Here is a 22665-nt window from a genome sequence, read left to right on the forward strand (position 1 = left end):
ACACATGAAACTCACCGTGGTCGGCGGAGGCTCGACCTACACCCCCGAACTCATCGACGGCTTCGCCCGCCTCAGGGGCACCCTGCCCATCGAGGAACTCGTCCTCGTGGACCCGGACGCCGAACGCCTGGACCTGGTCGGCGCCCTCGCCCGCCGGATCTTCGCCAAGCAGGGGCACGGCGGCCGCATCGTCACCACCGCCGACCTGGACGCGGGGGTCGAGGACGCCGACGCCGTCCTGCTCCAGCTGCGCGTCGGCGGTCAGGCCGCCCGGGAGCAGGACGAGACATGGCCGCTGGAGTGCGGCTGCATCGGCCAGGAGACCACCGGCGCCGGCGGTCTGGCCAAGGCCCTGCGCACGGTGCCGGTCGTCCTGGACATCGCCGAACGGGTCCGCCGCGCCAGCCCGCGCGCCTGGATCATCGACTTCACCAACCCGGTCGGCATCGTCACCCGCGCCCTGCTCCAGGCCGGGCACCGGGCGGTCGGCCTGTGCAACGTGGCGATCGGCCTCCAGCGGAAGTTCGCCGCCCTGCTGGGCACGGCCCCGGCGGATGTGCATCTGGCCCATGTGGGCCTGAACCACCTCACCTGGGAAACAGGTGTGCGCCTGGGCGGCCCGGAAGGCGCGAACGTCCTGCCGAAGCTGCTGGCCGAGCACGGCGACGCGATCGCCGACGACCTGCGCCTGCCCCGCCCCCTGCTGGACCGCCTCGGCGTCGTCCCCTCCTACTACCTGCGCTACTACTACGCGCACGACGAGGTCGTACGGGAGCTGCGCACCAAGCCCTCCCGGGCCTCCGAGGTGGCCGCCATGGAGCGGGAACTGCTGGCGATGTACGGCGACCCGGCCCTGGACGAGAAGCCGGCGCTGCTGGCGAAGCGGGGCGGCGCCTTCTACTCGGAGGCGGCCGTGGACCTGGCGGCGGCCCTGCTGGGAAACCGGGGCAGCGGGCCCGAAGGTCCCTCGGCCGAGGGGGGCGGCAGCCCCTACCAGGTGGTGAACACGCTCAACAAGGGCACGCTGCCGTTCCTCCCCGACGAGGCGGTGATCGAGGTGCAGGCGGCGGTCGGCCCCACGGGCCCGGTCCCGCTGCCGGTCCCGGACCTGGACCCCCTCTTCGCGGGCCTGATCGCGAACGTGACGGCGTACGAGGAGCTGGCCCTGGAGGCGGCCCTGCGCGGCGGCCGGGACCGCGTCTTCCGCGCGCTGCTGGCGCACCCCCTGATCGGCCAGTACGCCTACGCCGACGCCCTCACCGACCAGCTGATCGCACACAACCGGGAGCACCTCGCGTGGGCCTGACCGCACCCGACCTCCCGACGGTCCTCGCCATCGACGCGGGCAACAGCAAGACCGACGTGGCCGTGGTCACCGCCGCCGGCGAGGTCCTGGCCACGGCCCGCGGCGGCGGCTTCCGCCCGCCCGCGGTGGGCGTGGCCGCGGCGCTGGACGCGCTGGCGGAACCGGTGGCCCGGGCGTTCGCCGACGCCGGGGTCGGTGCCGTCACGCACGTCTCGGCCTGTCTGGCCAACGCCGATCTGCCGGTGGAGGAGGAGCAGCTGGCCGCCGCGCTGCGCGCGCGGGCGTGGGGCACGTCGGTGGAGGTCCGCAACGACACCTTCGCGATCCTGCGCGCGGGCGTCGCCGAGCCGCACGGGGTGGCGGTGGTGTGCGGCGCCGGCATCAACTGCGTGGGCATGCGCCCCGACGGCCGCACCGCCCGCTTCCCGGCCATCGGCCGCATCTCCGGAGACTGGGGCGGCGGCTGGGGTCTGGCGGAGGAGGCGCTGTGGCACGCCGCGCGCGCGGAGGACGGCCGCGGCGGGCCGACCGCCCTCGCCCGCACCCTGCCCGCGCACTTCGGTCTGCCGACCATGTACGCGCTCATCGAGGCCCTGCACCTGGAGCACGTCGACCACGACCGCCGGCACGAACTGACCCCGGTCCTGTTCGCCACGGCCGCGGACGGCGACCCGGTGGCCCGCTCGCTCGTCACCCGGCTCGCGGAGGAGGTCACGGTGATGGCCACGGTCGCCCTGACCCGCCTGGACCTTCTCGCCGAGAAGACGCCGGTCCTCCTCGGCGGCAGCGTCCTCACCGCCGGCCACCCCCAGCTGAACGACACCGTCCGCGCCCTCCTGGCCGGCCGCGCCCCCCGGGCCGAGGTGCGCGTGGTGACGGCGAGCCCGGTCCTGGGCGCGGCCCTGCTGGGCCTGGACCGGCTGGCCGCCGGTGCGGGCGCGCAGGCGCGGGCCCGGGAGTACTGGGAGGTGAGCCGCGCCGGGGGCACCGCGGTGCCCGGCGACGGCCGGTGACGTTCCCCGGCGCCCGGCCACGTGCTCGTCCGGCGCGCCCCGGCGGCGGAGCCGGGGAACAATGTGTCCACAGGGGCGGGGCTGCTCTCGGGAGGCGCCATGAGCACATCGGCCGAGCCGCGGGTCTCCGGCCTGGAGATCCGGTCCATCGACTACGTCCCGCTGAACGAGCGGCACGGCAAGCTCTGGCACCTGGGCCCGCTGTGGTTCATGTCGAACGCCCAGATCGCCACGCTCGCGGTGGGGCTGATCAGCATCACCGAGGGCGGCAACCTCCTCTGGTCGCTGCTGGCCATCGTCACCGGCACCGTCATCGGCACCTTCTTCATGGCCTTCCACTCGGCCCAGGGACCCCAGCTGGGGCTGCCGCAGATGATCCAGTCGCGGCCCCAGTTCGGCTATGTCGGCGCGCTGCTGGTGTGGGTCTTCGCGTATGTGCAGTACGCGGGTTTCAACGTCTTCAACAGCGTGCTCGCCGCCGACGCCCTGCACACCACGCTGCACGGCGGCGTCAAGCTGTGGGTCGTGGTGGTCACCGTCATCGCGATGGCCGTCGCGCTGGTGGGTTACGACGTCATCCACAAGGCCGAGCGGTTCCTGACCTACGCCTTCCTGGTGATCTTCGGGGTGTTCACCGTGGGGGTCCTGGCCACCCTGCACTACCCGGCCGGCTCCTTCGACCTCGGCGGCTTCAAGTGGACGCCCTTCCTCGCGCAGTTCGGCGTGGTCGCGGGCTACCAGATCAGCTGGGCGATCTACGTCTCGGACTACTCCCGCTATCTCCCGCCGGACGTCACCGTCCGCAAGACGTTCTACTGGACGTACTTCGGTTCGGCGCTCGGCGGCATCTGGCTGATGGCCCTCGGGACGCTGCTGGCGGCCTGGGCGGGCGAGGACTTCGACACCATCGCGTCGATCGACGCGGCCGGCGACAAGGTGTTCGTCGGCTTCGGCGCGATCGTGCTGCTGTTCGCCGCGCTCGGCCTGATCTCGGTCACCGCCCTGAACATGTACGGCGGTTCGCTGACCCTGATCAGCGCCATCGACTCCTTCCGACGGGTCCGGCCGACACTGACCGTGCGCCTGCTCACCCTCGCCCTCACCGCGGCCCTCTCGCTGGTCGGCGCGCTGGCCGCGACCTCGAACTTCCTCCAGAACTTCAACAACTTCCTGCTGCTGGTGCTCTACCTGTTCATCCCGTGGACCGCGGTGAACCTCATGGACTACTACGTCGTGCGCCGCGGGCACTACGCCATCGCCGAGATCTTCAACCCGCACGGCATCTACGGCCGCTGGGGCCGGCACGGCATCATCGCCTACCTGGTCGGCTTCGTCGTCATGGTCCCCTTCTTCTCCGTCGGCACCCTGTACGTCGGCCCCGCCGCGAAGGCGCTCGGCGGAGCCGACATCTCCCTGTTCGTCGGGCTCCCCGTGTCCGCCCTGCTGTACTGGTGGCTGACCCGCTCCGTGGACGTGGCGGCCGAGACGCGCCTGGCCGAGGCGGAGGCGGCGGAACTGGAGCAGGCCGCCCACGAGCACCGCGAGCCCTGAGGACGGCGGGCGCCGGGGCCCCGCCCCGGCGGACGCGGCGGACGGGGCGCCGCCGAGGGAACCGATCCCCCGTCACCAGCGTGTTCCTTCACAGGGGGTGGTGCGCCCGCCGGCATGCGCCCCCTGGCTTACTGCGATCCCATCAAGATCCAGCGAAGGCCGGTGCGGATGTCAGTGCGGGCGGTGATACTGGGCGGCGAACGGATGACCATGGGGGAGGTCGAGTGACACACCCGCCGAAGAGCAGTGCGGCGCCACCCGCCGCCCCCGTGGGTGTCCCGGGCGTCCCCGCTCAGGCCGGACGCCCCGCGGGCGTCGCTCCGGCCGTGCCGGCCCCGCGCCGGACCGCCTTCGCCGAGGGTGTCGAGCGGTTGCGGACCGCCGCGACGACCGAACCGGGACGGTTGCGGATCATCGGCGCCGTACTGGCGCTGCTGGTCGTCGCGTTCGGGGCGGTCACCGCCTGGCAGACCAGCGAGCGCTCGGCCGCCGCCGACGACGTGCTGCACCGCAGTCAGCCGCTCAGCTCCGGCGCCGCCGGCATCTACCGCTCGCTGGCCGACGCCAACACCGCCGCATCGAGCGGCTTCCTGGCGGGCGGCCAGGAGAACGCCGGCTCCCGCGACCGGTACGAGAAGGACATCCGGACCGCCGCCGGCGGGCTCGTCACCGCCGCCGCCAACGCCGAGCCCGGCTCGGCGTCCGAGGCGACCATCGCCCGGCTGAACCGGCTGCTGCCCGAGTACAAGGGCCTCATCGAGCGGGCCCGGACCTACAACCGGCAGGGCTACCCGGTGGGCGGCGCCTATCTGCGGTACGCCAACGAGAAGATGCAGAAGCAGATGCTCCCGGCGGCGGAGACCCTCTACACCACGGAGAACCGCCGGCTCGACGCCGACTACGGGCAGGCGAAGCCGTACCCGTGGGCGGCGATCGCGCTCGGCCTGCTCGCCCTCGCCGCGCTCGGCTGGGCCCAGCGGCGGATGTACCGGCGCACCAACCGCGTCCTCAACCACGGCCTGGTCGGCGCCTCTGCCGCCACCGCCGTCGCCCTGCTGTGGCTGGTCGTGGGCCACGCGGTCGCCCGGTCCGGGCTCGACGGCTCCTACGACCACGGCGTGCGCTCGCTCAACGTGCTGCACGACGCCCGGATAGCCTCCCTGAAGGCCCGCGGGAACGAGAACCTGAGCCTGGTGGCGCGCGGCGCGGAGACCGTCACGGTCGACGGCGAGCCGTACGACGCCTACTACCACGACTTCGACAAGGACATCGCCGTGCTCGGCAAGGGGCTGACCGCGGCCGCCCGGCTCGCCGACGACCAGGGGGGCACCGCCCCGGTCGAGGCGGCCCAGGGCAACATGGCGGTGTGGAAGCAGCGCCACGCCGCGGCCCGCGCCGAGGACGAGAACGGCAACTACCAGCAGGCGCTGGACAAGGTGATCGGGGCGAAGGGCGCCACCGGCGAGTGCTTCGACGGCGTCGACCGCAATCTCGCCCGGGCCATCGACCACGAGCGGTCCGAGTTCCGGCAGGCCGCCACGGACGGGCGGGACGCCCTGACCGGGCTGCCGATCGGCGTGGCCGTCCTCGCGGTGCTGGGCGCGGCCGGCGCCGTCGCCGGCATAGGCCGCAGACTTTCGGAGTACCGGTGACAGGGGGCAGGGCGATGTACGCGGACCGTGCACGGGCCTCCCTGCGGGGCTGGGGCGGGGTCGCCGCCATGGCGGTGCTGTGCGCGCTCGCCATGGCGTTCGTCCTGCTGCTGCCACGCACCCAGCAGCAGGCGCCGGGACGGGCCGGGCAGCGGGTCACCACCGGCACCCAGGCCGACGCCGACGGCTGCGAGGACGCCGACGCGCACCGGCGGACGCTCGCCCCGTCCGGTGCCGACGGGCCGACGATCGACGCCATCAAGGCCCGTTCGGGCGCCAAGCGCAAGCTGATCGTCGGCGTCGACCAGAACAGCTACCGCTGGGGCTACCGCAACCCCAACACCGAGGGCGCGGAGCTGGAGGGCTTCGACATCGACCTCGTGCACCGGATCGCGCAGGACATCCTCGGCGACCCGGACGCGGTGCAGTTCAAGGCGATACCCACCAGCCAGCGCATCCCGGCCATCCAGGACGGGCGCGTCGACATGGTCGTCCGGACCATGACGATCACCTGTGACCGGCTGCGGCAGGTCGCGTTCTCCGCGCCCTACTTCAAGACCGGGCAGCAGGTCCTCGCGCCCAAGTCGTCGCCGATCACCGGCTACGACGGCTCCCTGGCCGACAAGAAGGTGTGCACGGCGGCCGGTTCGACCGCGTACGCCAAGCTGGACGCCGACCGGAAGGGGGGCCGGCTGCCCGCCTCCGCCGACATCTCCACCACCGTCCCGAGCCAGCTCGACTGCCTGGTGCGGCTGCAACTCGGCGAGGTGGACGCGGTGGTGACCGACGGCGCACTCGCCGCGAGCCAGGCCGCCCAGGATCCCACCGTCGAACTCAAGGGCAAGGCGTTCACGACCGAGTACTACGGCGTGGCGATGAAGAAGGACGCGACCGATCTGGTACGCCGGGTCAATCGCGTTCTGGTGGACTATCGCGCACACGGCTGGCAGACGTCGTACGACACCTGGCTGTCGGCCACACTGGGGAAGGACGCGGCGGCGTCGAAACCGCCCGTACCGCAGTACCTGACCAGCAGTTGAGCCCCACCCGACCGGAACAGACAGCAAGCGAGAGGTGATCGATGGGCGTCACGGACCCCGCCGGGCCGGTGATGGACCGGGACGAGGTGGACCGTGCGCTGGCGCGGCTCGGCCAGGAGCACGAGGCGATCGAGACCTCGCTGCTGGCCCTGCAGGACCACGCGGGCCGCAGACTCCTCGAAGGTGCCGAGCTGACCGGCGTCACCCGGGAGCGCTGGCAGGCCACGGAGGCGCAGATCACCCTGCTGTGGGGGTACTTCGACGCCTACACGGCCGCGCTGCGCGGCGCCCGCGAGATCCGCGCCCGCCGCCGCTGGTCCAGCCGTGAGGACCTGGCGGAGCTGACCGAGCTGCTGCGCGGCGAGTCCGTGACCGTCCCCGGCGGCGGGACCGGCAGGCTGAGCGAGACGTTCTCGCTGTCCACCCTGGTGGACCGGATGAACGAGCTGTACGCGACGAGCCTGGACCTGATCGTCGCCGCCGACGCGGTCTGGTCGGCGCTGCCCGCGCGGATCGATTTACTCGCCGCGGAGCTCCAGCGCACCCGGGGTCTCGCGCACTCCGTGGGGGTGCGCCCCGGCGAGCATCCGGCCGGCGACGACCTGGAACGGATCACCCGCACGCTGACCGGGCTGCGCGAGAACGTCGTCGCCGACCCGCTGGCCTTCTGGGTGCCGGCCGAGGGCAGTTCGGCACCCGGCGGCGGGCGCCCGGACACGACGGTGTACGACCGTGAGGCGCGCGCCCTGGAGGACGTACGGCGGGAGATCGACGCCGTGCTGACGGTGCGCCAGGACGCCGAGGCGCGGCTGATCCGGCTGCGGGACGTCCTCTCGCGCGCGGACCGCACCCTCGCCGAGGCCCGCACCGCGCGCGGCGAGGTGCTGGCGAAGATCGCCGCCACCGAGGTGCCCGTGGTGAGCGGGCCGCCCACCGCGCTCCAGGAGCAGCTGGCGGCCGCCGCCGAGTACCGCAGGCAGGCGCAGTGGCACCGGCTCTCCCCGCTGCTGGAGTCCCTGGAACAGAAGGCGGAGGACGAACTGCTGCGCGCCCGCGAGTCGTTGACCGCGGTCACCGCGCCGCTCGCGGTCCGCGCCGAGCTGCGCGGCCGGCTCGACGCCTACCGGGCGAAGGTCGCCCGGCACGGCCTCGCCGAGGACCCGCTGCTCATCGAGCGGTACGACGCGGCCCGCCGCATGCTGTGGAGCGCGCCCTGCGACCTGCGGGTGGCCGAACAGGCCGTGCTGCGCTACCAGCAGGCGGCGGCCGAGGCACTGGGCAGCGCGAGCGCGCCGCAGGACCGTGAGGGGGACCCGTCATGAGTCAGCCGGGGCAGGCGTGCCAGCGGCCGGGCTGCGAAGGGACGTACGAGGACGTCGGCGGCGGCGAGCTGTACTGCGACGCCTGCGGTCTGGCGCCGGTCGTCTCGGCGGGGGGTCCCCCCTCCGGGGAAGGCATGATCGGCTCGTCCCCGACGGGGGTCACCGGTGGCTCGGCGGACAGCGGCAGCTCCCGCACCTCCTCGCAGTCGTCGAGGTCGCGCCGCTCGGTGTCCGGGCGGCTCTCCCGGTCGGTGTCGGGGAAGTCCACGGGCCGCTCGGTGTCGGTGCGCAGCTCGGGATCCTCGTCCGGCACCTCCACGCGGGGGCGGCTGGGCGCCGGGCTGGTCTCCGTGCCGCAGGTGCCGCGGCCCGACCCGCGCGCGATGGTGCTGGAGAACCCGGAGGTGCCCGAGCGCAAGCGGTTCTGCTCCCGGTCGGACTGCGGGGCGCCGGTGGGCCGGGCCCGGGGCGAGCGGCCGGGCCGCACGGAGGGCTTCTGCACCAAGTGCGGGCACCCGTACTCCTTCGTGCCCAAGCTCCGGGCCGGGGACATCGTGCACGGCCAGTACGAGGTCGCGGGCTGCCTCGCGCACGGCGGCCTGGGCTGGATCTACCTCGCCGTGGACCGGGCGGTCTCCGACCGCTGGGTGGTGCTCAAGGGCCTGCTGGACACCGGCGACCAGGACGCGATGGCGGCGGCGATCTCCGAGCGGCGCTTCCTCGCGGAGATCGAGCACGCCAACATCGTGCGGATCTACAACTTCGTGGAGCACCTGGACCAGCGCACCGGCTCCCTCGACGGCTACATCGTCATGGAGTACGTCGGCGGCAAGTCCCTGAAGGAGATCGCCAACGCCCGCCGGGCGCACGACGGGCGGCGCGACCCGCTGCCGGTGGAGCAGGGGTGCGCGTACGGCATCGAGGCCCTGGAGGCGCTCGGCCATCTGCACAGCCGCAACCTGCTGTACTGCGATTTCAAGGTCGACAACGCCATCCAGACCGAGGACCAGCTCAAGCTGATCGACATGGGCGCGGTCCGCAGGATGGACGACGACGAGTCCGCCATCTACGGCACGGTCGGCTACCAGGCGCCGGAGGTCGCCGACGTCGGCCCGTCGGTGGCCAGCGACCTCTACACGGTGGGCCGCACCCTCGCGGTGCTCACCTTCGACTTCCAGGGCTACACCACCGTCTACGCCGACTCCCTGCCCGACCCCGACACCATCGAGGTCTTCCGCCGCTACGAGTCCTTCTACCGGCTCCTGGTGCGCGCCACCGACCCCGACCCGGCCCGCAGGTTCGCCTCCGCACAGGAGATGTCCGAACAGCTGACCGGCGTGCTGCGCGAGGTGGTCTCGCTCCAGACCGGGCAGGCCCGGCCGGCGCTGTCGACGCTGTTCGGGCCCGAGGTGAAGGTCACCGACACCGAGTTGTTCCCGCGCCTGGACGGGGACGTGTCACGGCTGGGCGCGCGCCGGGCACGCGCCCGCAAGCGGCCGGAAGCGGCGCCCGCGCCGACCCCCGTCCCCCCGCCCCCGGCCTCTTCCGCCCTGGTCAAGGCGGTCGACACCGCGTCCGCCGCGCTGGCGCTGCCGGTCCCGCTGGTCGACCCGAACGACCCCAACGCCGGTTTCCTGGCGGGCCTGCTGGCGTCCGCGCCGGCCGAGCTGATGAGCGCGCTGGCCGCGGCGCCCGCGCAGACCGTGGAGAGCCGGCTGCGGCAGATCCGCGCCCGGCTGGAGAGCGGCGACCACCAGGCCGCGCTGATGAGCCTGGCCAAGCTGGACGAGGAACGGCCCGACGACTGGCGGGTGGTCTGGTACCGGGGTGTGGCCGCCCTGGTCACCGGTGACTTCGAGGGCGCCGCGCTCTCCTTCGACGCGATCTACGACGCCTTCCCCGGCGAGGCCGCGCCCAAGCTGGCGCTCGGCCTGTGCGCCGAGGTGCTCGGCCAGCTGGACAACGCGGCCGAGTACTACCGCCTGGTGTGGACGACCGACCCGAGCTTCGTGAGCGCCGCGTTCGGGCTGGCCCGGGTGCGGCTCGCGGCCGGGGACCGGACGGGTGCCGTACGGACGCTGGAGTCGGTGCCGGAGTCCTCCATCCACTACACGGCCGCCCGGGTCGCCGCCGTCCGGGCCCGGCTCAGACAGCGCACGGCGAGCGCCGGTGACGTACCGTTCCTGGACGACCTGACGGCCGCCGCCGGGCAGGTCGAGGCACTCCAGGCGTACGGCCTGGACCCGGCCCGGCGCGAGCTGCTGTCGGCGGAAGTGCTCGGCTGCGCGCTGGACTGGATACTCTCCGGGGGCCAGGGCACCGGGCCCGCCGCCGGAGGCCGGGTGCTGCTGGGCAGCGGTCTGGACGAGCGCGGGCTGCGCTTCGGCCTGGAGCGCGCCTATCGCACGCTGGCCCGGCTGGCGCCCGGCGGCGATGAGAGGATCGAGCTGGTGGAACGGGCCAACCGTTACCGCCCCCGGACGTGGGTGTAATCGATGTCGCAGATGCCCCAGCAGGCCGCACTGTCCAAGTGCCCGAGCTGCGCGGAACCCGTGGAGTCGGGCGACCGGTTCTGCGGAGCGTGCGGATACGACCTTTCGGTGGTGCCCGCGCCGCCGCAGGATCATCCGACGCTCACCATGACGGGCTCCGCCGCGCCCGGGGGCGAGGCCCCCTGGCCCGCTCCCGAGCCGGCCGGCTCGGGCGGTCCGCCCGCGGCGCATGTGCCGGCGGAGCTGCCCGGCACCGACTCGGGCGGCAACCCGCTGCCGGGACCCGACCCCGAGTCCGGCTCCGACCGGTCCGCCGGGTCCGGGGTGCGGTTCGACCGGCCCGCGGAGCCCGACGAGTACCCGCTGCAGGCTCCGGACCCGCGGCTGGCCGCCGGTACCGCAGCCCCGGCGGACCCGGCCCATCCGGCCGATCCGGCGGACCCGGCGGACCCGGCCCCTCCGGCGCAGGTCTGTGTGGCCTGCCGGGCGGGCCGGGTGGACAGCGACGGCTACTGCGAGAACTGCGGGCACGCCCAGCCGCGCGAACGCGATCACGTGGAGCGGGAGTCGGGCCCGGTCGCCGCCGTCAGCGACCGCGGCCTGCGCCACCACCGCAACGAGGACGCCTTCGCCGTGGGCCACACCGCGCTGCCCGACGGCACGCCGGCGCTGGTGGCGATCGTCTGCGACGGCGTGTCCTCCGCGACCCGCCCCGACGACGCCTCCCTGGCCGCCTCCCAGGCGGCCGGCGACACCCTGCTGGCCGCGCTGCCGCGCGGCACCCATCCGCAAGCGGCGATGCACGAGGCGATCGTCGCCGCCGCGCAGGCCGTCAACGCGCTCGCCGAGGAGCCCGAGACGGCCCGTGAGCACGCCCCGCACCAGAACGCGCCGGCCTGCACGATCGTCGGCGCGGTGGTCACCTCCGGGCTGTTGGTCGTCGGCTGGGTCGGTGACAGCCGCGTCTACTGGGTGCCCACCGACCGCGGCGCGCCGCCCGCCCGGCTGACCGAGGACGACTCCTGGGCCGCGCAGATGGTGGCCGCCGGCCTGATGAGCGAGGCCGAGGCGTACGCCGACGAGCGCGCCCACGCGATCACGGGCTGGCTCGGTGCGGACGCCTACGAACTGGAGCCGCACACCGCCTGCTTCAAACCGGACCGGCCCGGAGCCGTGGTGGTGTGCACCGACGGACTGTGGAACTACGCCGAGACGGCCGAGGAGATGTGCGAGGTCGTCCCGCCGGACGCGGCCTCCCGTCCGCTGCACGGCGCCCGGGTACTGGTCGGGCACGCCCTGGACGGCGGGGGCCACGACAACGTAACAGTGGCGCTCCTGCCGTTCCCGGTGCCGCCGCAGGGGGCAGGATCGGCCTGAGGGCCGTACGGCACGGGGATACGGCACGGGGAAGCCGCGGCGGACCGGAGGGGACCGGTCCGCTCAGAGTCATCGCCTCGCATGCGCGGGGTGTCCGAGGGGGATGCGATCAAGCATGGCCAATTTCGCGAAGTCGAACGTGCCGCAGTTCTCGGTGGACGTCTACCAGAACGAGTACCTGCCCGAGGGCGGCAGCGAGGTCAACGCCATCGTCACGGTGACCGCGACCGGCGGCGGGACCATCGGCAGCGCGGTCTCCGCGCCCGTGTACACACCGGGGCGGCCGCCCTCCGCCGCGGTGGCGGTCATGGTCGACTGCTCGGGTTCCATGGACTACCCGCCGACCAAGATGCGCAACGCCCGGGACGCCACGGCCGCCGCCATCGACACCCTGCGCGACGGCACCAGCTTCGCGGTGATCGGCGGCACGCACGTGGCCACGGAGGTCTACCCGGGCGGCGGGCGGCTCGCGGTCGCCGACGCCTCCACCCGGGAGCAGGCCAAGCGGGCGCTGCGCCGGCTGAGCGCGGGCGGCGGTACGGCGATCGGCACCTGGCTGCGGCTCGCCGACCGGCTGCTGTCCTCGGCGGACGTCGCCATCCGGCACGGCATCCTGCTCACCGACGGCCGCAATGAACACGAGTCACCGGATGACCTGCGGGCGACGCTGGACGCCTGCGCGGGGCGGTTCACCTGCGACGCGCGGGGCGTGGGCACCGACTGGGAAGTGAAAGAAGTCACAGGGATCGCCTCGGCGCTGCTCGGCACCGCCGACATCGTCGCCGACCCGGCCGGGCTGGCCGCGGACTTCACGCGGATGATGGAGACGGCGATGGGCAAGGAGGTCGCCGACGTCTCCCTGCGGGTGTGGACGCCGGTCGGCACGACCATCCGGTTCGTCAAGCAAGTCGCGCCCAGCGTGGAGGACTTGACCGCCCGCCGCACCGAGGCCGGGCCGCGCGCCGGGGATTATCCGACCGGGTCCTGGGGCGACGAGTCCCGCGACTACCACCTGTGCGTGGCGGTCCCGCCGGCCGGGCTCGGCCGGGAGATGCTCGCCGCGCGGATCTCCCTGGTGGTGCCGCATCCCGGGGGCCCCGGCGGAGCGAGCGAGGCGGAGCACGGGGGAGGTACGGCGCGGAACCTCGGCGCCCAGGGGCTCGTGCGGGCCGTGTGGACCGACGACATGGCCGCCTCCACCTCGATCAGCCCCCAAGTCGCCCATTACACCGGGCAGGCCGAACTGGCCCAAGCCATCCAGCAAGGGCTCGATCTCCGCAAAGCGGGTGATTTCGATGGAGCAACGGCCAAACTGGGGCGTGCGGTTCAGCTCGCGAACGGCTCGGGGAACGCGGACACTGCGAAACTGCTTGCGAAGGTGGTGGACGTGGTCGACGCCGCGACAGGTACTGTGCGGTTGAAGACAAGGGTCGCGGAGGCGGATGAGATGACTCTGGAGACCCGGTCCACAAAGACTGTTCGTGTAAAGAAGTGACGCTGCCACAAGCCGGCGGACACCAGACGGACCCTCATGAGAAGGGGAAGCACCGACATGCCGACCTGCCCGAACGGACACCAGTCGGGTTCCGACGACTGGTGCGAGGTCTGCGGTCACCGCATGGCCGGTGCCGTACCTCCGCCCCCTCCGCCGCCGCCCCCGGCCGGCGGCGGCTACGGCTTCCCGCCGCCCGCCGGACCGAGCGGTCCCGGCGGACAGGCCGGCGGGGGACGCCCGCATCCGGCCGCCGGTCCCGCGCCGGAGCCGGAGCTGTGCCCGCAGTGCCGTACGCCCCGCGAGGGCGGTGCGCCCTTCTGCGAGGAGTGCCGGTGGAACTTCCTGACCAACACGGCGACCTCGTACACCCCGGCCGCCCCGCGCTCGCCGCAGCCGCGGTTCCAGCCGCCGAGCACGACCTACGGCGGCGGTGACGCGTACGAGTACCAGGGCTCGCGGCCCTCGCAGGTGAACCGGCCCGCCGAGCCCATCCCGTCCTTCGGCAGCGAGCCGTCGGGGCCGACGCCGTTCGGCGGCGACCGCGGTCCGTCCGGCCCGCCGACCTCCCCCGGCCCCTCGGGCGCGCCCGGCTTCGGCGCGGGCAACCAGCGCCCTCCGGGGCCCCCGCAGGGCTTCGGCCAGGGCCCGGGGGGCCCGGGTGCGGCACAGGGCCAGCGCCCCGGCGGCCCCTCCGGCTTCGGCGGCGGTCCCGGCCAAGGTCCCGGCGGTCCCGGCCAGGGCCCCGGCGCCGGTGGCCCCTCCGGCTTCGGCGGCGGTCCGGGTCAGGGTCCCGGCGGCCCGTCCGGTTTCGGCGGCGGTCCCGGCCAAGGTCCCGGCGGCCCCTCGGGCTTCGGCGGCGGTCCCGGTCAGGGCCCCGGCGGTCCCGGCGGTCCCTCCGGCTTCGGCGGTGACCCCTCTCGTGCGGTACCGCCGCCGCCCGGGCCGACGCCGCCCGCCGGTCCCGGCGGTGCCCCGCAGGCGTTCCAGCAGTCCGGCGCGTCGGCTCCGCCCGCGTTCCCGCGGCAGACCGGCCCGGCCGGCAGTGGCCCCTCCTTCGGCGGCGGTGACGACGACTGGGTGATCTCCCCGCCGTCGTCCCCCGGCCCGGCCGGCCCCGGCCAGGTACCGGGTCAGGCCCAGGGGCCGGGCGGCGGGTACGGCTACCCGCAGCCCGGTGCCACCCAGGCCCCGCCCGGACCGGGCGGCTTCCCGCAGGCGCCGCAGGCCCCGCAGCGGACCACCTGGACCGCGACCATCGGCCCGGACCGCGAGTACTTCATGGCGATGATGCAGCGCTCCGGCCCCGAGGCCGCGGGCCTGAACCTGCCCGCGTACTCGCCCGAGCAGCAGCGCGCGCTCACCGGCAACCAGGTCACCATCGGCCGCCGTCGGCACTCCACCGGCGACACCCCCGACATCGACCTGGCGGTACCGCCGGAGGACCCGGGCGTCTCGCACCAGCACGCGGTGCTCGTGCAGCAGCCCGACGGCAGCTGGGCGGTCGTCGACCAGAACTCGACGAACGGCACCACGGTCAACATGTCCGAGGAGCCGATCCAGCCGTTCGTGCCGGTCCCGCTGCAGGACGGCGACCGGGTGCACGTGGGCGCCTGGACGACGATCACGGTCCGCCGGGGCTGAGCACGCTCAGGGCAGGGGCCAGGCGTACGGCCCCTCCGGGTCGTCCAGCCACGCCCAGGTGTACTCGGCGTCGGCCGTGACGCCGTAGCGTCCGCGGCCCGGCTCGCCCTCGCGCTCCCACAGGGAGTACGCCTCCACCGGGTCGAGGGCGCCCCGGGCCAGCGCGAGCAGGAAGTGGAAGGGCTCCTGCTCGCGGGCCCGGCCCGGCAGCCCGGCCAGGCAGACGCCCTCGGGCTCGGCCCTGCGCTCTCCGCGCAGCGGCACGAAGAAGGCGGCCCGGGGCAGGAACCGGCCTTCGGCGTGGTCCGCGTCCCGCACGGTCAGGGCGAGCAGACCGGTGGCGAGCGGAGTGAGGATGCGCGCCCCGGGCCGGCACTGGGCGAGCCAGGCGCGCGGCACCGTGGGCAGCTCGCAGGTGGCGATGATCCGGTCGAAGGGGGCGCGTTCGGGCACCCCGCGCGCGCCGTCGCCGGTGACGACGGCCGGGCGGTGACCGGCCGCGGTCAGGTGCTGCCGGGCCGACTCGGTGATCTCCGTCTCCAGGTCGACGGTGGTGACGAGGTCGTCGGCGCCGAGCCGGTGGGCCAGCAGAGCCGCGTTGTAGCCGGTGCCGGCACCCACCTCCAGGACCCGGTTGCCGTCCTCGACCCGCAGGGCGGTGAGCATCCGGGCCATCAGGGAGGGCTGGCTGCTGGAGGAGAGCAGCTCGCCGTCGCGCAGCCGGGTGGCCAGCGGTACGTCCGTGTAGGCGCCGCGCACCCAGCGTTCCCGGGCCTCGGGGTCGGGGCTCTCGCCCCAGCGGCGCTCGTAGCCGCCCGGCCCGGGGACGTAGTAGTAGGGCACGAACAGGTGCCGGGGCACCGCCGCGAACGCCTCCCGCCACACCGGGTCCTCGGCCCAGGCGCCCTCGGCGTCGATCTGCCGCACCAGCGCGGCCCGCGCCGCGGCGGCCCGCCCCTCGATCTCCGTGTCGTAGGCGCCCATACGTCCACAGTAGGGGCGAGCGGGCCGGGTCCTAGGGCTTGAGTCCTGGGCCGCCCGGTCTGAGACGATGGACGCGTGAATGAGATTCGGCGCGGCACGCTTCAGGAGCAGACCTTCTACGAGCAGGTCGGCGGGGAGGAGACCTTCCGCCGGCTCGTCCACCGTTTCTACGAGGGAGTCGCCGAGGACCCCGAGCTGCGGGCGATGTACCCGGAGGAGGACCTGGGCCCGGCCGAGGAGCGGCTGACCCTGTTCCTCATGCAGTACTGGGGCGGCCCCACCACCTACAGCGACCACCGCGGCCACCCCCGGCTGCGCATGCGGCACGCCCCGTTCACCGTGAACCGGGCGGCGCACGACGCCTGGCTGCGGCACATGCGGGTGGCCGTCGACGAGCTGGGGCTGCCGGAGGAGCACGAGCGGACGCTGTGGAACTACCTGACGTACGCCGCCGCCTCGATGGTGAACACCCCCGACTGACGCGTCGTCACTGAAGGTCGGATTCCGGTCACCCGACGTCGCCTTCCGATCACAATCCGGTATAGACCGGCCAACAACCGCTTACCCCCCGCACCGCGCCTCTGCCAGCATCGCCCGAAGGTCTGGAAGCGGCGGACACACGGGGGCCGGGTGACGGGGTTCGTCTTCTCACGCGCGCGTGCGCACCTCCTGCTGCTGGGTGCCGCGCTGCTGACGGTCGTGCTGACCACCGCGGTACTGGCGACCCTGACCACGTACTCGGACGCCATCGGCGACGCGGCCCTGCGCCATGTGCTCGCCGACCCGCGCACCGCCGCCGACACCGCCCTGATCGTCAAGGCCGACGTGCCCCCGGCCGAACGCGCCGCCGCCGACACCGCCGTACGCACCGGCGCCCGACGGACCTTCGCCGGCTTACCGGTGACCGTACGCACCCTGCGCCGCTCGGGACCGTACGCGCTGCCCCGCTCGCCGCGGCCGCCCGCGAGCCGATGCGGCGACCCGGACCTGACCTACTTCGCGGCGCTGGACACCCGCCTGCTGCGGACGGTCACCGGCCGCCTCCCGCGCCGCGGCACCGGCGAGGTCGAGGTGGCCCTCCCGCAGACCGCCGCCCGGGCACTCGGGCTGGGACCCGGCGACCGGCTCACCCTGACGGACCGGCTGAACGGTCCCGCGGTCCGGGTCCGGATCGTCGGGGTGTACCGCCCCGTCTCGGTGACGGCTCCGTACTGGCGGCTGGACGACCTGCTCGGGCGCGGGGTGAAGAAGTCCGGCTTCACGACGTACGGCCCGCTGCTCACCGACCCCGCCGTCCTCACCGGTGGCCGGGTCAGCGCCGGGGCGACCGGCTGGCTGGCATCCGCGGACTTCGCGTCCGTGCCGACGGGACGGATCGGGGAGCTGCGCACGGCGGCCCGGGACGGCAGCGCGGCCCTGCGCAGACCCACCGCCCTGAGCGGGACGACCGTGTCGCAGACCGCGCTGCCGGACGTGCTGGACCGGGTGGACCGTTCCCTGCTCGTGGCCCGCTCCACCCTGCTGATCGTCGCGCTCCAGCTCGTGCTGCTCGCCGGCTACGCGCTGCTGCTGGTGGCCCGGCTGCTCAGCACCGAACGCGCGGACGAGACCCGGCTGCTGCGCGCCCGCGGCGCCTCCCGTGCCCGGATCGCCGCCCTCGCCGCGACCGAGGCCCTGCTGCTCGCGCTGCCCGCCGCCGCGTCCGCGCCCCTGCTCGCCGGTCCGCTCACCGCCCTGCTGGCCGGACACGGCCCGCTGGCCCGGCTCCAGCTGCGCCTGGACCTCCCGGCGGCCGGCCGGCCCGTCGTCTGGCTGGTGGCGGCCGGGGTGGCCCTGGGCTGTGCGCTGGCCGTGACGGTGCCGGCGGTGGCCGGGTCCGGGGCGGAGGTACGGGACCGGGCGCGCCGGCCCCGTCCCCGGCGCGCCCGGACGCTGCCCCTGATGCCGCGTCGGAAGGCCGCCCGGCCGAGCGGCTCCCGGACCGTCCCGGCGCCGCTGCGGACCGGCGCCGACCTCGGGCTGCTCGCGATCGCCGGGGTGGCCTACCGGCAGCTGGGCCGGCAGGGATCCGGGGGCGTGGCCGCCGACCGGTCGGGCACTCTCGGCGTCGATCCGCTGCTGGTGGCCGCGCCCGCGCTGGCCCTGCTCGCCGGCACCGTGCTGACGCTGCGGCTGCTGCCGCCCGTGGCACGGTTCGCCGAGCGGTGGGCGGCCGGCGGGCGGGGGCTGCCGGTGGCGCTGGCCGGCTGGCAGTTCAGCCGCCGCACCGCGCGCGCCGCGGGCCCGGTGCTGCTGCTCGTCCTCGCCGTCGCGCTGGGCATGCTCGCGATCGGGCAGGCCGCCTCCTGGGACCGCTCGCAGGACGACCAGGCCGACTTCCGGGCCGGGGCCGAGGTGCGGGTGACGGCCGCCGGGGAGGGCGGGTTCGGCCGGACGGACCTCTACGCCGGTCTGCCACGGGTGCGCGCCGCCGCCCCGGCCGTGCGCGGCGACCAGCCGCTGTCCGGCGACCGCACGGCGACCGTCCTCGCCCTGGACACCGCGCACGCGGCGGACGCGGTCCTCATGCGGCCCGACCTGGCGGACGAACCGGTACGGCCCCTGCTGGCCCGGCTCGCGCCGAAGGGCGCCCCGGCCGGGGCCCGGGTGCCGGCGGGCACCACCGGGCTGCGGCTGACGGCGCGGCTGCGCTCCTCGACCGGACCGGGGACCACGACCGCGGTGACGGTGACGCTGGCCGACCGGTACGGGGTGCCGTACCAGCTGCCGCTCGGGCAGCTCCCCGCCGACGGACGCCCCCACACCCTCGCCCTCCGTCTCGCCGCCCCCTCCGGCCCCGCGACCCTCACCGGCCTGCGTCTGGACCTGACTCAGCCCGCCGGGCGTGCCGAGCGGCACCGGCTCGTCGTCGACGCGCTGACCGCGTCCGGGGCGGACGGGACGCGGCACCGGCTGGCGCTGCCCGCCCGGTGGACCACCACCGCGGAGGCCGGCGGCGCCGCCGTGCCGAGCGCCGCCACCAGCCCCACCCGCCCCGAGGTCACCGGCACCCGCCCGCTGACCTTCACCTACAGCACCGGCTATCTCCCCGACGCCGACATCTGGACGGTCGCCTCCCTCACCCTCCGGCTCCAGGTGGCCCGGTCCGCGCCCGCCGAGGTGCCCGCCGTCGCGACCGACCGCTATCTGACCGCGGCCGGCGCCCGCCCCGGACAGCGCGTCGGCCTCACGATCGGCGACCGGACCGTGCCGGTACGGATCGTCCGGGCGGTACGCGCCCTGCCCGCCACCGCCGACCCCGGGCACACCGGCGACCGCGACGGCGGCGCCGTCCTGCTCGACCTGCGCGCCCTGAACCAGGTGCTCCAGGCCCGGTACGGCGAGAGCGCGACCCCCACCGAGTGGTGGCTCGCCACCGCGCCCGGCGGTTCCGCGCGCGCCGCGGCCGCCGTGCGGGCGCTGCCGGACGTCGGGCCGGGCGAGGTCGTGGTGCGTGACGAGATCGCCGCCGAGCTGCGCGACGACCCGTTCGGCGCCGGCCCCGAGGCCGCGTTCACGGCGGCGGCCGTGGTGGCGGCGGCGCTCGCCGCGGTCGGCTTCGCCGTCGGCGCCGCCGGCGCACAGCGGGCCCGCGGCGCCGAGTTCGCGGTGCTGCGCGCGCTCGGCGTGCCGCGCCGCCAGCTGGCCCGGACGGTCGCCGCCGAACAGGCCGTCCTGGTGGGGCTGGCCCTCGGCGTGGGACTCGGCCTGGGCACCGTACTGGCCCGTGCCGTCCTGCCGCTGATCGTCCTGACCGGCGAGGCGACCCGCCCCGTACCGGACCTGCTGGTCCGGCTGCCGCCCGGCCGTGTGACCCTGCTCCTCGCGGCCGTCGCCGTGGCACCGCTCGCGATCGCGGCGGCACCGACCGTACGCCGCACGGACCCGGCACGGGCCCTGCGCGCCCAGGGAGGCGAGTGACATGGGCCGCCCGGCACCGCACACGATCGCCCCCTGGGTACGGACCCGGCTGCGGACCGCCCCCGGGGCCGCCGCGGCGCTCGCGCTGCTCGTCGCCCTGACCGCGTGCCTGGCGGGTGCCTTCCCGCGAGCGGTGGACCGGTACGAGGACGCGGGCCTCCGGCAGACGCTCCGGCAGGCCCGCCCGGAACACACCACCGTCCGTGTGTCGGCGCCCCAGCCCGACCTCGGCCTGTCCCCCGGGCGACGCGCCGCGGCGTTCCGCCCCGCCGTGCTGGAACGGCAGTACGAGAAGGTTCTCGGCACGGCCGGCAGCCCGCTGGCCGTCGACCGCGCCCAGTCGGCGTACGGCGTCGGCAGCACCGTCAGCCCGACGGTGCCCGACCCCTGGCTGCCCCGGCCGACCGGGCTGCCCGCCCGTATCTCGCTGGCCGCGCAGAGCGGCCTCGCCGACCACGCGCGCGTGCGCACCGGGCGGCTGCCGCGCGCCACCGGCCCGGTCGACGCGACCACCGCCGAGGTGGAGGCCGCGGTGACCGCCGCCACCGCCGAGAACCTGCGCATCGACGTGGGTTCGGTCGTCCACGTCCCGGCGCCCGGCCGCGCCCCGCTCGCCGTCCGGGTCACCGGGATCGTCCTCCCGCGCGACCCCGACGGCGCCTACTGGTCCACCGTCCCGCTGCTGCGCACCCCGAACCTGGTGACCCTGCCCACCCCCGGCCCCGACCCCGACAAGTACTGGCTCGGCGCGCTGCTGCTCCCCCCGGAAGCCGGCCCCGCCCTGCTCGGCACCAGCACCAACCCGGCCCGCTACTGGCATCTCGCGCCCGACCTGCGCGGCCTGCACGCCCACGACCTGGACCGGCTGCGGGCGGCCGTCGCCGCCCTGGAGTCCGGGCCCGCCCTGCAACGCGCCCGCGCCCTCACCGACGGCGACGCCGAGACCGGCACCGACCTGGACGACACCCTCGCCGCCTTCTCCCGGCTGCGCTCCGGCATCTCCCCGCTGGTCTCCGTCGCCGCCACGGGCACCGCCACGGTCGTCGCCGTCGTCCTGCTCATGACGGGCGGCCTGGCCGCCGACCGGCGCCGCACCGAACTCGCCCTGCTGCGCGCCCGCGGCACCTGGCTGCCCGGACTCGCCGGACGGCTGCTCGCCGAGACCGCCGTGGTCGCCGTACCGGCCGGCGCCCTCGGCCTGGCCCTGGCCCTGCTCGCCGTGCCCGCCGGCCGCACCGGCCCCGCGGTCGCCGCCGCCCTGGCCACCACCCTCACCGCCTGCGCCGCGCTCCCCCTGCGCGCGGCCCTCGCCCACCGGACGGTACGGCTGAACGGCCCCCGCGAGGACATCGCCTCCCCCCGGCCCTCCCGGCGCCGTACGGTCGCCGAGCTGACCCTGCTGGTGCTGGCCGCCGGCGCGGTGGCCACCCTGCGCCGACGCGGCACCAGCGGCGACCAGCTGGTGGCGGTGGCCCCGGTCCTGGTCGGCGTCGTCGCCGCCCTGCTGCTGCTCCGCCTCCATCCGCTGCTGCTGCGCCGCCTGTCCGGTCCGGCCGCACGTCTGCGCGGCGCGGTCGGCCACCTCTCCCTGGCCCGTGCCGGCCGTACCCGGGCCTCCGCCGTGCTGCCGCTCCTCGCCCTGCTGACCGCACTGACCACGGCGGCGTTCGGCGGCTCGGTGCTCGCGGGCGTGGCCGAGGCCCGGGACCGGGCGGCCCTGCTCGCCGTCGGCGCCGACGCCCGCGCGGACTCCGCCGCCCCGCTGCCGGCAGCCGTCCCCGACCGGGTCCGGGCGGTCCCGGGGGTCCGCGCCGTGGCGCCGGCGAGCATCTCCTACGAGGCGAGACCCGGGGGCGGCGAGGCGAGACCCGGGGGCGGCCAGGACGCGGTACCGCTCGTGGGCGTGGATCCGCGCGGCTACGGCGAGCTGGCCGCACGCACCGGCCTGGGCACCTTCCCGGCCGGACGTCTGACGGACGCCTCCCGCACGCTCCCCGCCCTCGCCTCGCCCTCCGTCGCCGCCGCGTACGGCACCCGGCGGCCCTTCCCGGTCCGGCTGGCGGACGGCGGCACGGTCACCGTGCGCATCGTCCTGGTCCGCGACCGCACCCCGGCCGTCTCCGGCGCCGACTTCCTCGTGGTGGACCGGGCGGGCCTCCCGCACGCGGCCGGCCGTCCCACGACCCTGCTGGTGACGGGCGCCCCTCCGGACGCGGGCGCGCTGCGCGACGCCGTGGGCGGCTCGGCCGCCGTCCGGACCCGGGCCGGGGAACGCGCCCAATACGCCGACTCGCCCCTCCAGTCCGGTGCCGAGCACGTCTACACCGCGGCGGTCGCCGCGGGCGCCGGCTTCGCCGTCCTCGCCCTGCTGCTCTCCCTGGCCCGCGCGGCCCCCGAGCGGGCCGCGCTCCTCGCCCGCCTCCGCACGATGGGCCTCACCCGTGCCGAGGGCCGCCGCCTGCTGATCCTGGAGTCCCTCCCCCAGGCCCTGCTGGCCGCGCTCGGTGGCATCCTGACCGGCTGGTCCGCGATCCGCCTCCTCTCCCCCGGCATCGACCTGACCACCCTCGCCCTCCCGTCCGGGCCGGCCTCCGCGACCGGGGCCGAGCTGCGTCCCGACGCCTGGTCCCTCGCCGTCCCGGCACTCGTGGTCCTGACGGTGGCGGTGGGCGTCGCGGCACTCCAGGCCTGGTGGACGGGGCGACGGGGATCCGTGCCGGAACTCCGGGCGGGGGACGGCCGATGAGCGCGGACCGCCGCGGCCGGGGGCACGGCCGCCCCTGGCCCGGAGACGCCGGGGGAAGCACGGCTGCCCCGGGCCCCGGGATGCCG

14 protein-coding genes are annotated in these 22665 nt (G+C 75.6%); 13 read left to right on the top strand and 1 reads right to left on the bottom strand.

Annotation, left to right across the window (positions count from 1 at the left end):
• Nucleotides 1-4 precede the first annotated feature (4 nt).
• The 10 genes from ACZ7KF_RS12010 (at nucleotide 5) to ACZ7KF_RS12055 (ending at nucleotide 14889) form a co-directional block, all read left to right on the top strand.
• Nucleotides 5-1306: a 6-phospho-beta-glucosidase gene (locus ACZ7KF_RS12010; protein ID WP_471072083.1), complete on the top strand. Its 1302-nt coding sequence runs from the start codon at nucleotides 5-7 to the stop codon at nucleotides 1304-1306.
• Complete coding sequence (locus ACZ7KF_RS12015) at nucleotides 1297-2319, top strand: N-acetylglucosamine kinase (RefSeq protein WP_471072086.1); 1023 nt, start codon at nucleotides 1297-1299, stop codon at nucleotides 2317-2319. The genes ACZ7KF_RS12010 and ACZ7KF_RS12015 overlap by 10 nt, the downstream gene beginning before the upstream one ends.
• A gap of 99 nt (nucleotides 2320-2418) precedes the next feature.
• Nucleotides 2419-3870, top strand: a complete 1452-nt coding sequence (locus ACZ7KF_RS12020) for a purine-cytosine permease family protein (RefSeq protein WP_471072089.1) — start codon at nucleotides 2419-2421, stop codon at nucleotides 3868-3870.
• A gap of 224 nt (nucleotides 3871-4094) precedes the next feature.
• Nucleotides 4095-5522, top strand: coding sequence for a hypothetical protein (locus tag ACZ7KF_RS12025; RefSeq protein ID WP_471072092.1), 1428 nt, complete (start codon nucleotides 4095-4097; stop codon nucleotides 5520-5522).
• 14 nt (nucleotides 5523-5536) lie between these two features.
• Nucleotides 5537-6562, top strand: a complete 1026-nt coding sequence (locus tag ACZ7KF_RS12030) for a glutamate ABC transporter substrate-binding protein (RefSeq protein WP_471072094.1) — start codon at nucleotides 5537-5539, stop codon at nucleotides 6560-6562.
• Nucleotides 6563-6603: 41 nt separating this feature from the next.
• Nucleotides 6604-7884 carry a hypothetical protein gene (locus ACZ7KF_RS12035; RefSeq protein WP_471072096.1) on the top strand — a complete coding sequence of 427 codons (1281 nt, stop codon included), beginning with the start codon at nucleotides 6604-6606 and terminating at the stop codon, nucleotides 7882-7884.
• Nucleotides 7881-10376 carry a serine/threonine-protein kinase gene (locus ACZ7KF_RS12040; protein WP_471072098.1) on the top strand — a complete coding sequence of 832 codons (2496 nt, stop codon included), beginning with the start codon at nucleotides 7881-7883 and terminating at the stop codon, nucleotides 10374-10376. Before ACZ7KF_RS12035 ends, ACZ7KF_RS12040 begins: the two co-directional genes overlap by 4 nt.
• Before the next feature lie 3 nt (nucleotides 10377-10379).
• Nucleotides 10380-11753 carry a PP2C family serine/threonine-protein phosphatase gene (locus ACZ7KF_RS12045; RefSeq protein WP_471072101.1) on the top strand — a complete coding sequence of 458 codons (1374 nt, stop codon included), beginning with the start codon at nucleotides 10380-10382 and terminating at the stop codon, nucleotides 11751-11753.
• A gap of 115 nt (nucleotides 11754-11868) precedes the next feature.
• Nucleotides 11869-13248: a vWA domain-containing protein gene (locus ACZ7KF_RS12050; protein WP_471072104.1), complete on the top strand. Its 1380-nt coding sequence runs from the start codon at nucleotides 11869-11871 to the stop codon at nucleotides 13246-13248.
• A gap of 57 nt (nucleotides 13249-13305) precedes the next feature.
• Nucleotides 13306-14889 carry an FHA domain-containing protein gene (locus ACZ7KF_RS12055; protein ID WP_471072107.1) on the top strand — a complete coding sequence of 528 codons (1584 nt, stop codon included), beginning with the start codon at nucleotides 13306-13308 and terminating at the stop codon, nucleotides 14887-14889.
• Nucleotides 14890-14895: 6 nt separating this feature from the next.
• On the opposite strand, the gene ACZ7KF_RS12060 is transcribed toward ACZ7KF_RS12055, so the two are convergent.
• Nucleotides 14896-15873, bottom strand: a complete 978-nt coding sequence (locus tag ACZ7KF_RS12060; RefSeq protein ID WP_471072110.1) for a methyltransferase domain-containing protein — start codon at nucleotides 15871-15873, stop codon at nucleotides 14896-14898.
• Between the two features lie 75 nt (nucleotides 15874-15948).
• Between ACZ7KF_RS12060 and ACZ7KF_RS12065 the strand changes: the two genes are divergently transcribed.
• From ACZ7KF_RS12065 to ACZ7KF_RS12075, 3 genes are all read left to right on the top strand, one after another.
• A complete protein-coding gene (locus ACZ7KF_RS12065) occupies nucleotides 15949-16353 on the top strand; it encodes a globin (protein WP_471072112.1) in 405 nt (134 codons plus the stop codon).
• A gap of 150 nt (nucleotides 16354-16503) precedes the next feature.
• Nucleotides 16504-19833, top strand: a complete 3330-nt coding sequence (locus tag ACZ7KF_RS12070) for an FtsX-like permease family protein (protein WP_471072115.1) — start codon at nucleotides 16504-16506, stop codon at nucleotides 19831-19833.
• A gap of 1 nt (nucleotide 19834) precedes the next feature.
• Nucleotides 19835-22579, top strand: a complete 2745-nt coding sequence (locus ACZ7KF_RS12075; RefSeq protein ID WP_471072118.1) for an FtsX-like permease family protein — start codon at nucleotides 19835-19837, stop codon at nucleotides 22577-22579.
• Nucleotides 22580-22665 lie beyond the last annotated feature (86 nt).

The organism is Streptomyces sp. NPDC038200 (assembly GCF_055600785.1).

Coding starts and splice junctions, on each gene's coding strand:
- ACZ7KF_RS12010 (WP_471072083.1), top strand. CDS start 5: ATGAAACTCACCGTGGTCGGCGGAGGCTCGACCTACACCCCCGAACTC.
- ACZ7KF_RS12020 (WP_471072089.1), top strand. CDS start 2,419: ATGAGCACATCGGCCGAGCCGCGGGTCTCCGGCCTGGAGATCCGGTCC.
- ACZ7KF_RS12030 (WP_471072094.1), top strand. CDS start 5,537: ATGTACGCGGACCGTGCACGGGCCTCCCTGCGGGGCTGGGGCGGGGTC.
- ACZ7KF_RS12035 (WP_471072096.1), top strand. CDS start 6,604: ATGGGCGTCACGGACCCCGCCGGGCCGGTGATGGACCGGGACGAGGTG.
- ACZ7KF_RS12040 (WP_471072098.1), top strand. CDS start 7,881: ATGAGTCAGCCGGGGCAGGCGTGCCAGCGGCCGGGCTGCGAAGGGACG.
- ACZ7KF_RS12045 (WP_471072101.1), top strand. CDS start 10,380: ATGTCGCAGATGCCCCAGCAGGCCGCACTGTCCAAGTGCCCGAGCTGC.
- ACZ7KF_RS12050 (WP_471072104.1), top strand. CDS start 11,869: ATGGCCAATTTCGCGAAGTCGAACGTGCCGCAGTTCTCGGTGGACGTC.
- ACZ7KF_RS12055 (WP_471072107.1), top strand. CDS start 13,306: ATGCCGACCTGCCCGAACGGACACCAGTCGGGTTCCGACGACTGGTGC.
- ACZ7KF_RS12060 (WP_471072110.1), bottom strand. CDS start 15,873: ATGGGCGCCTACGACACGGAGATCGAGGGGCGGGCCGCCGCGGCGCGG.
- ACZ7KF_RS12075 (WP_471072118.1), top strand. CDS start 19,835: ATGGGCCGCCCGGCACCGCACACGATCGCCCCCTGGGTACGGACCCGG.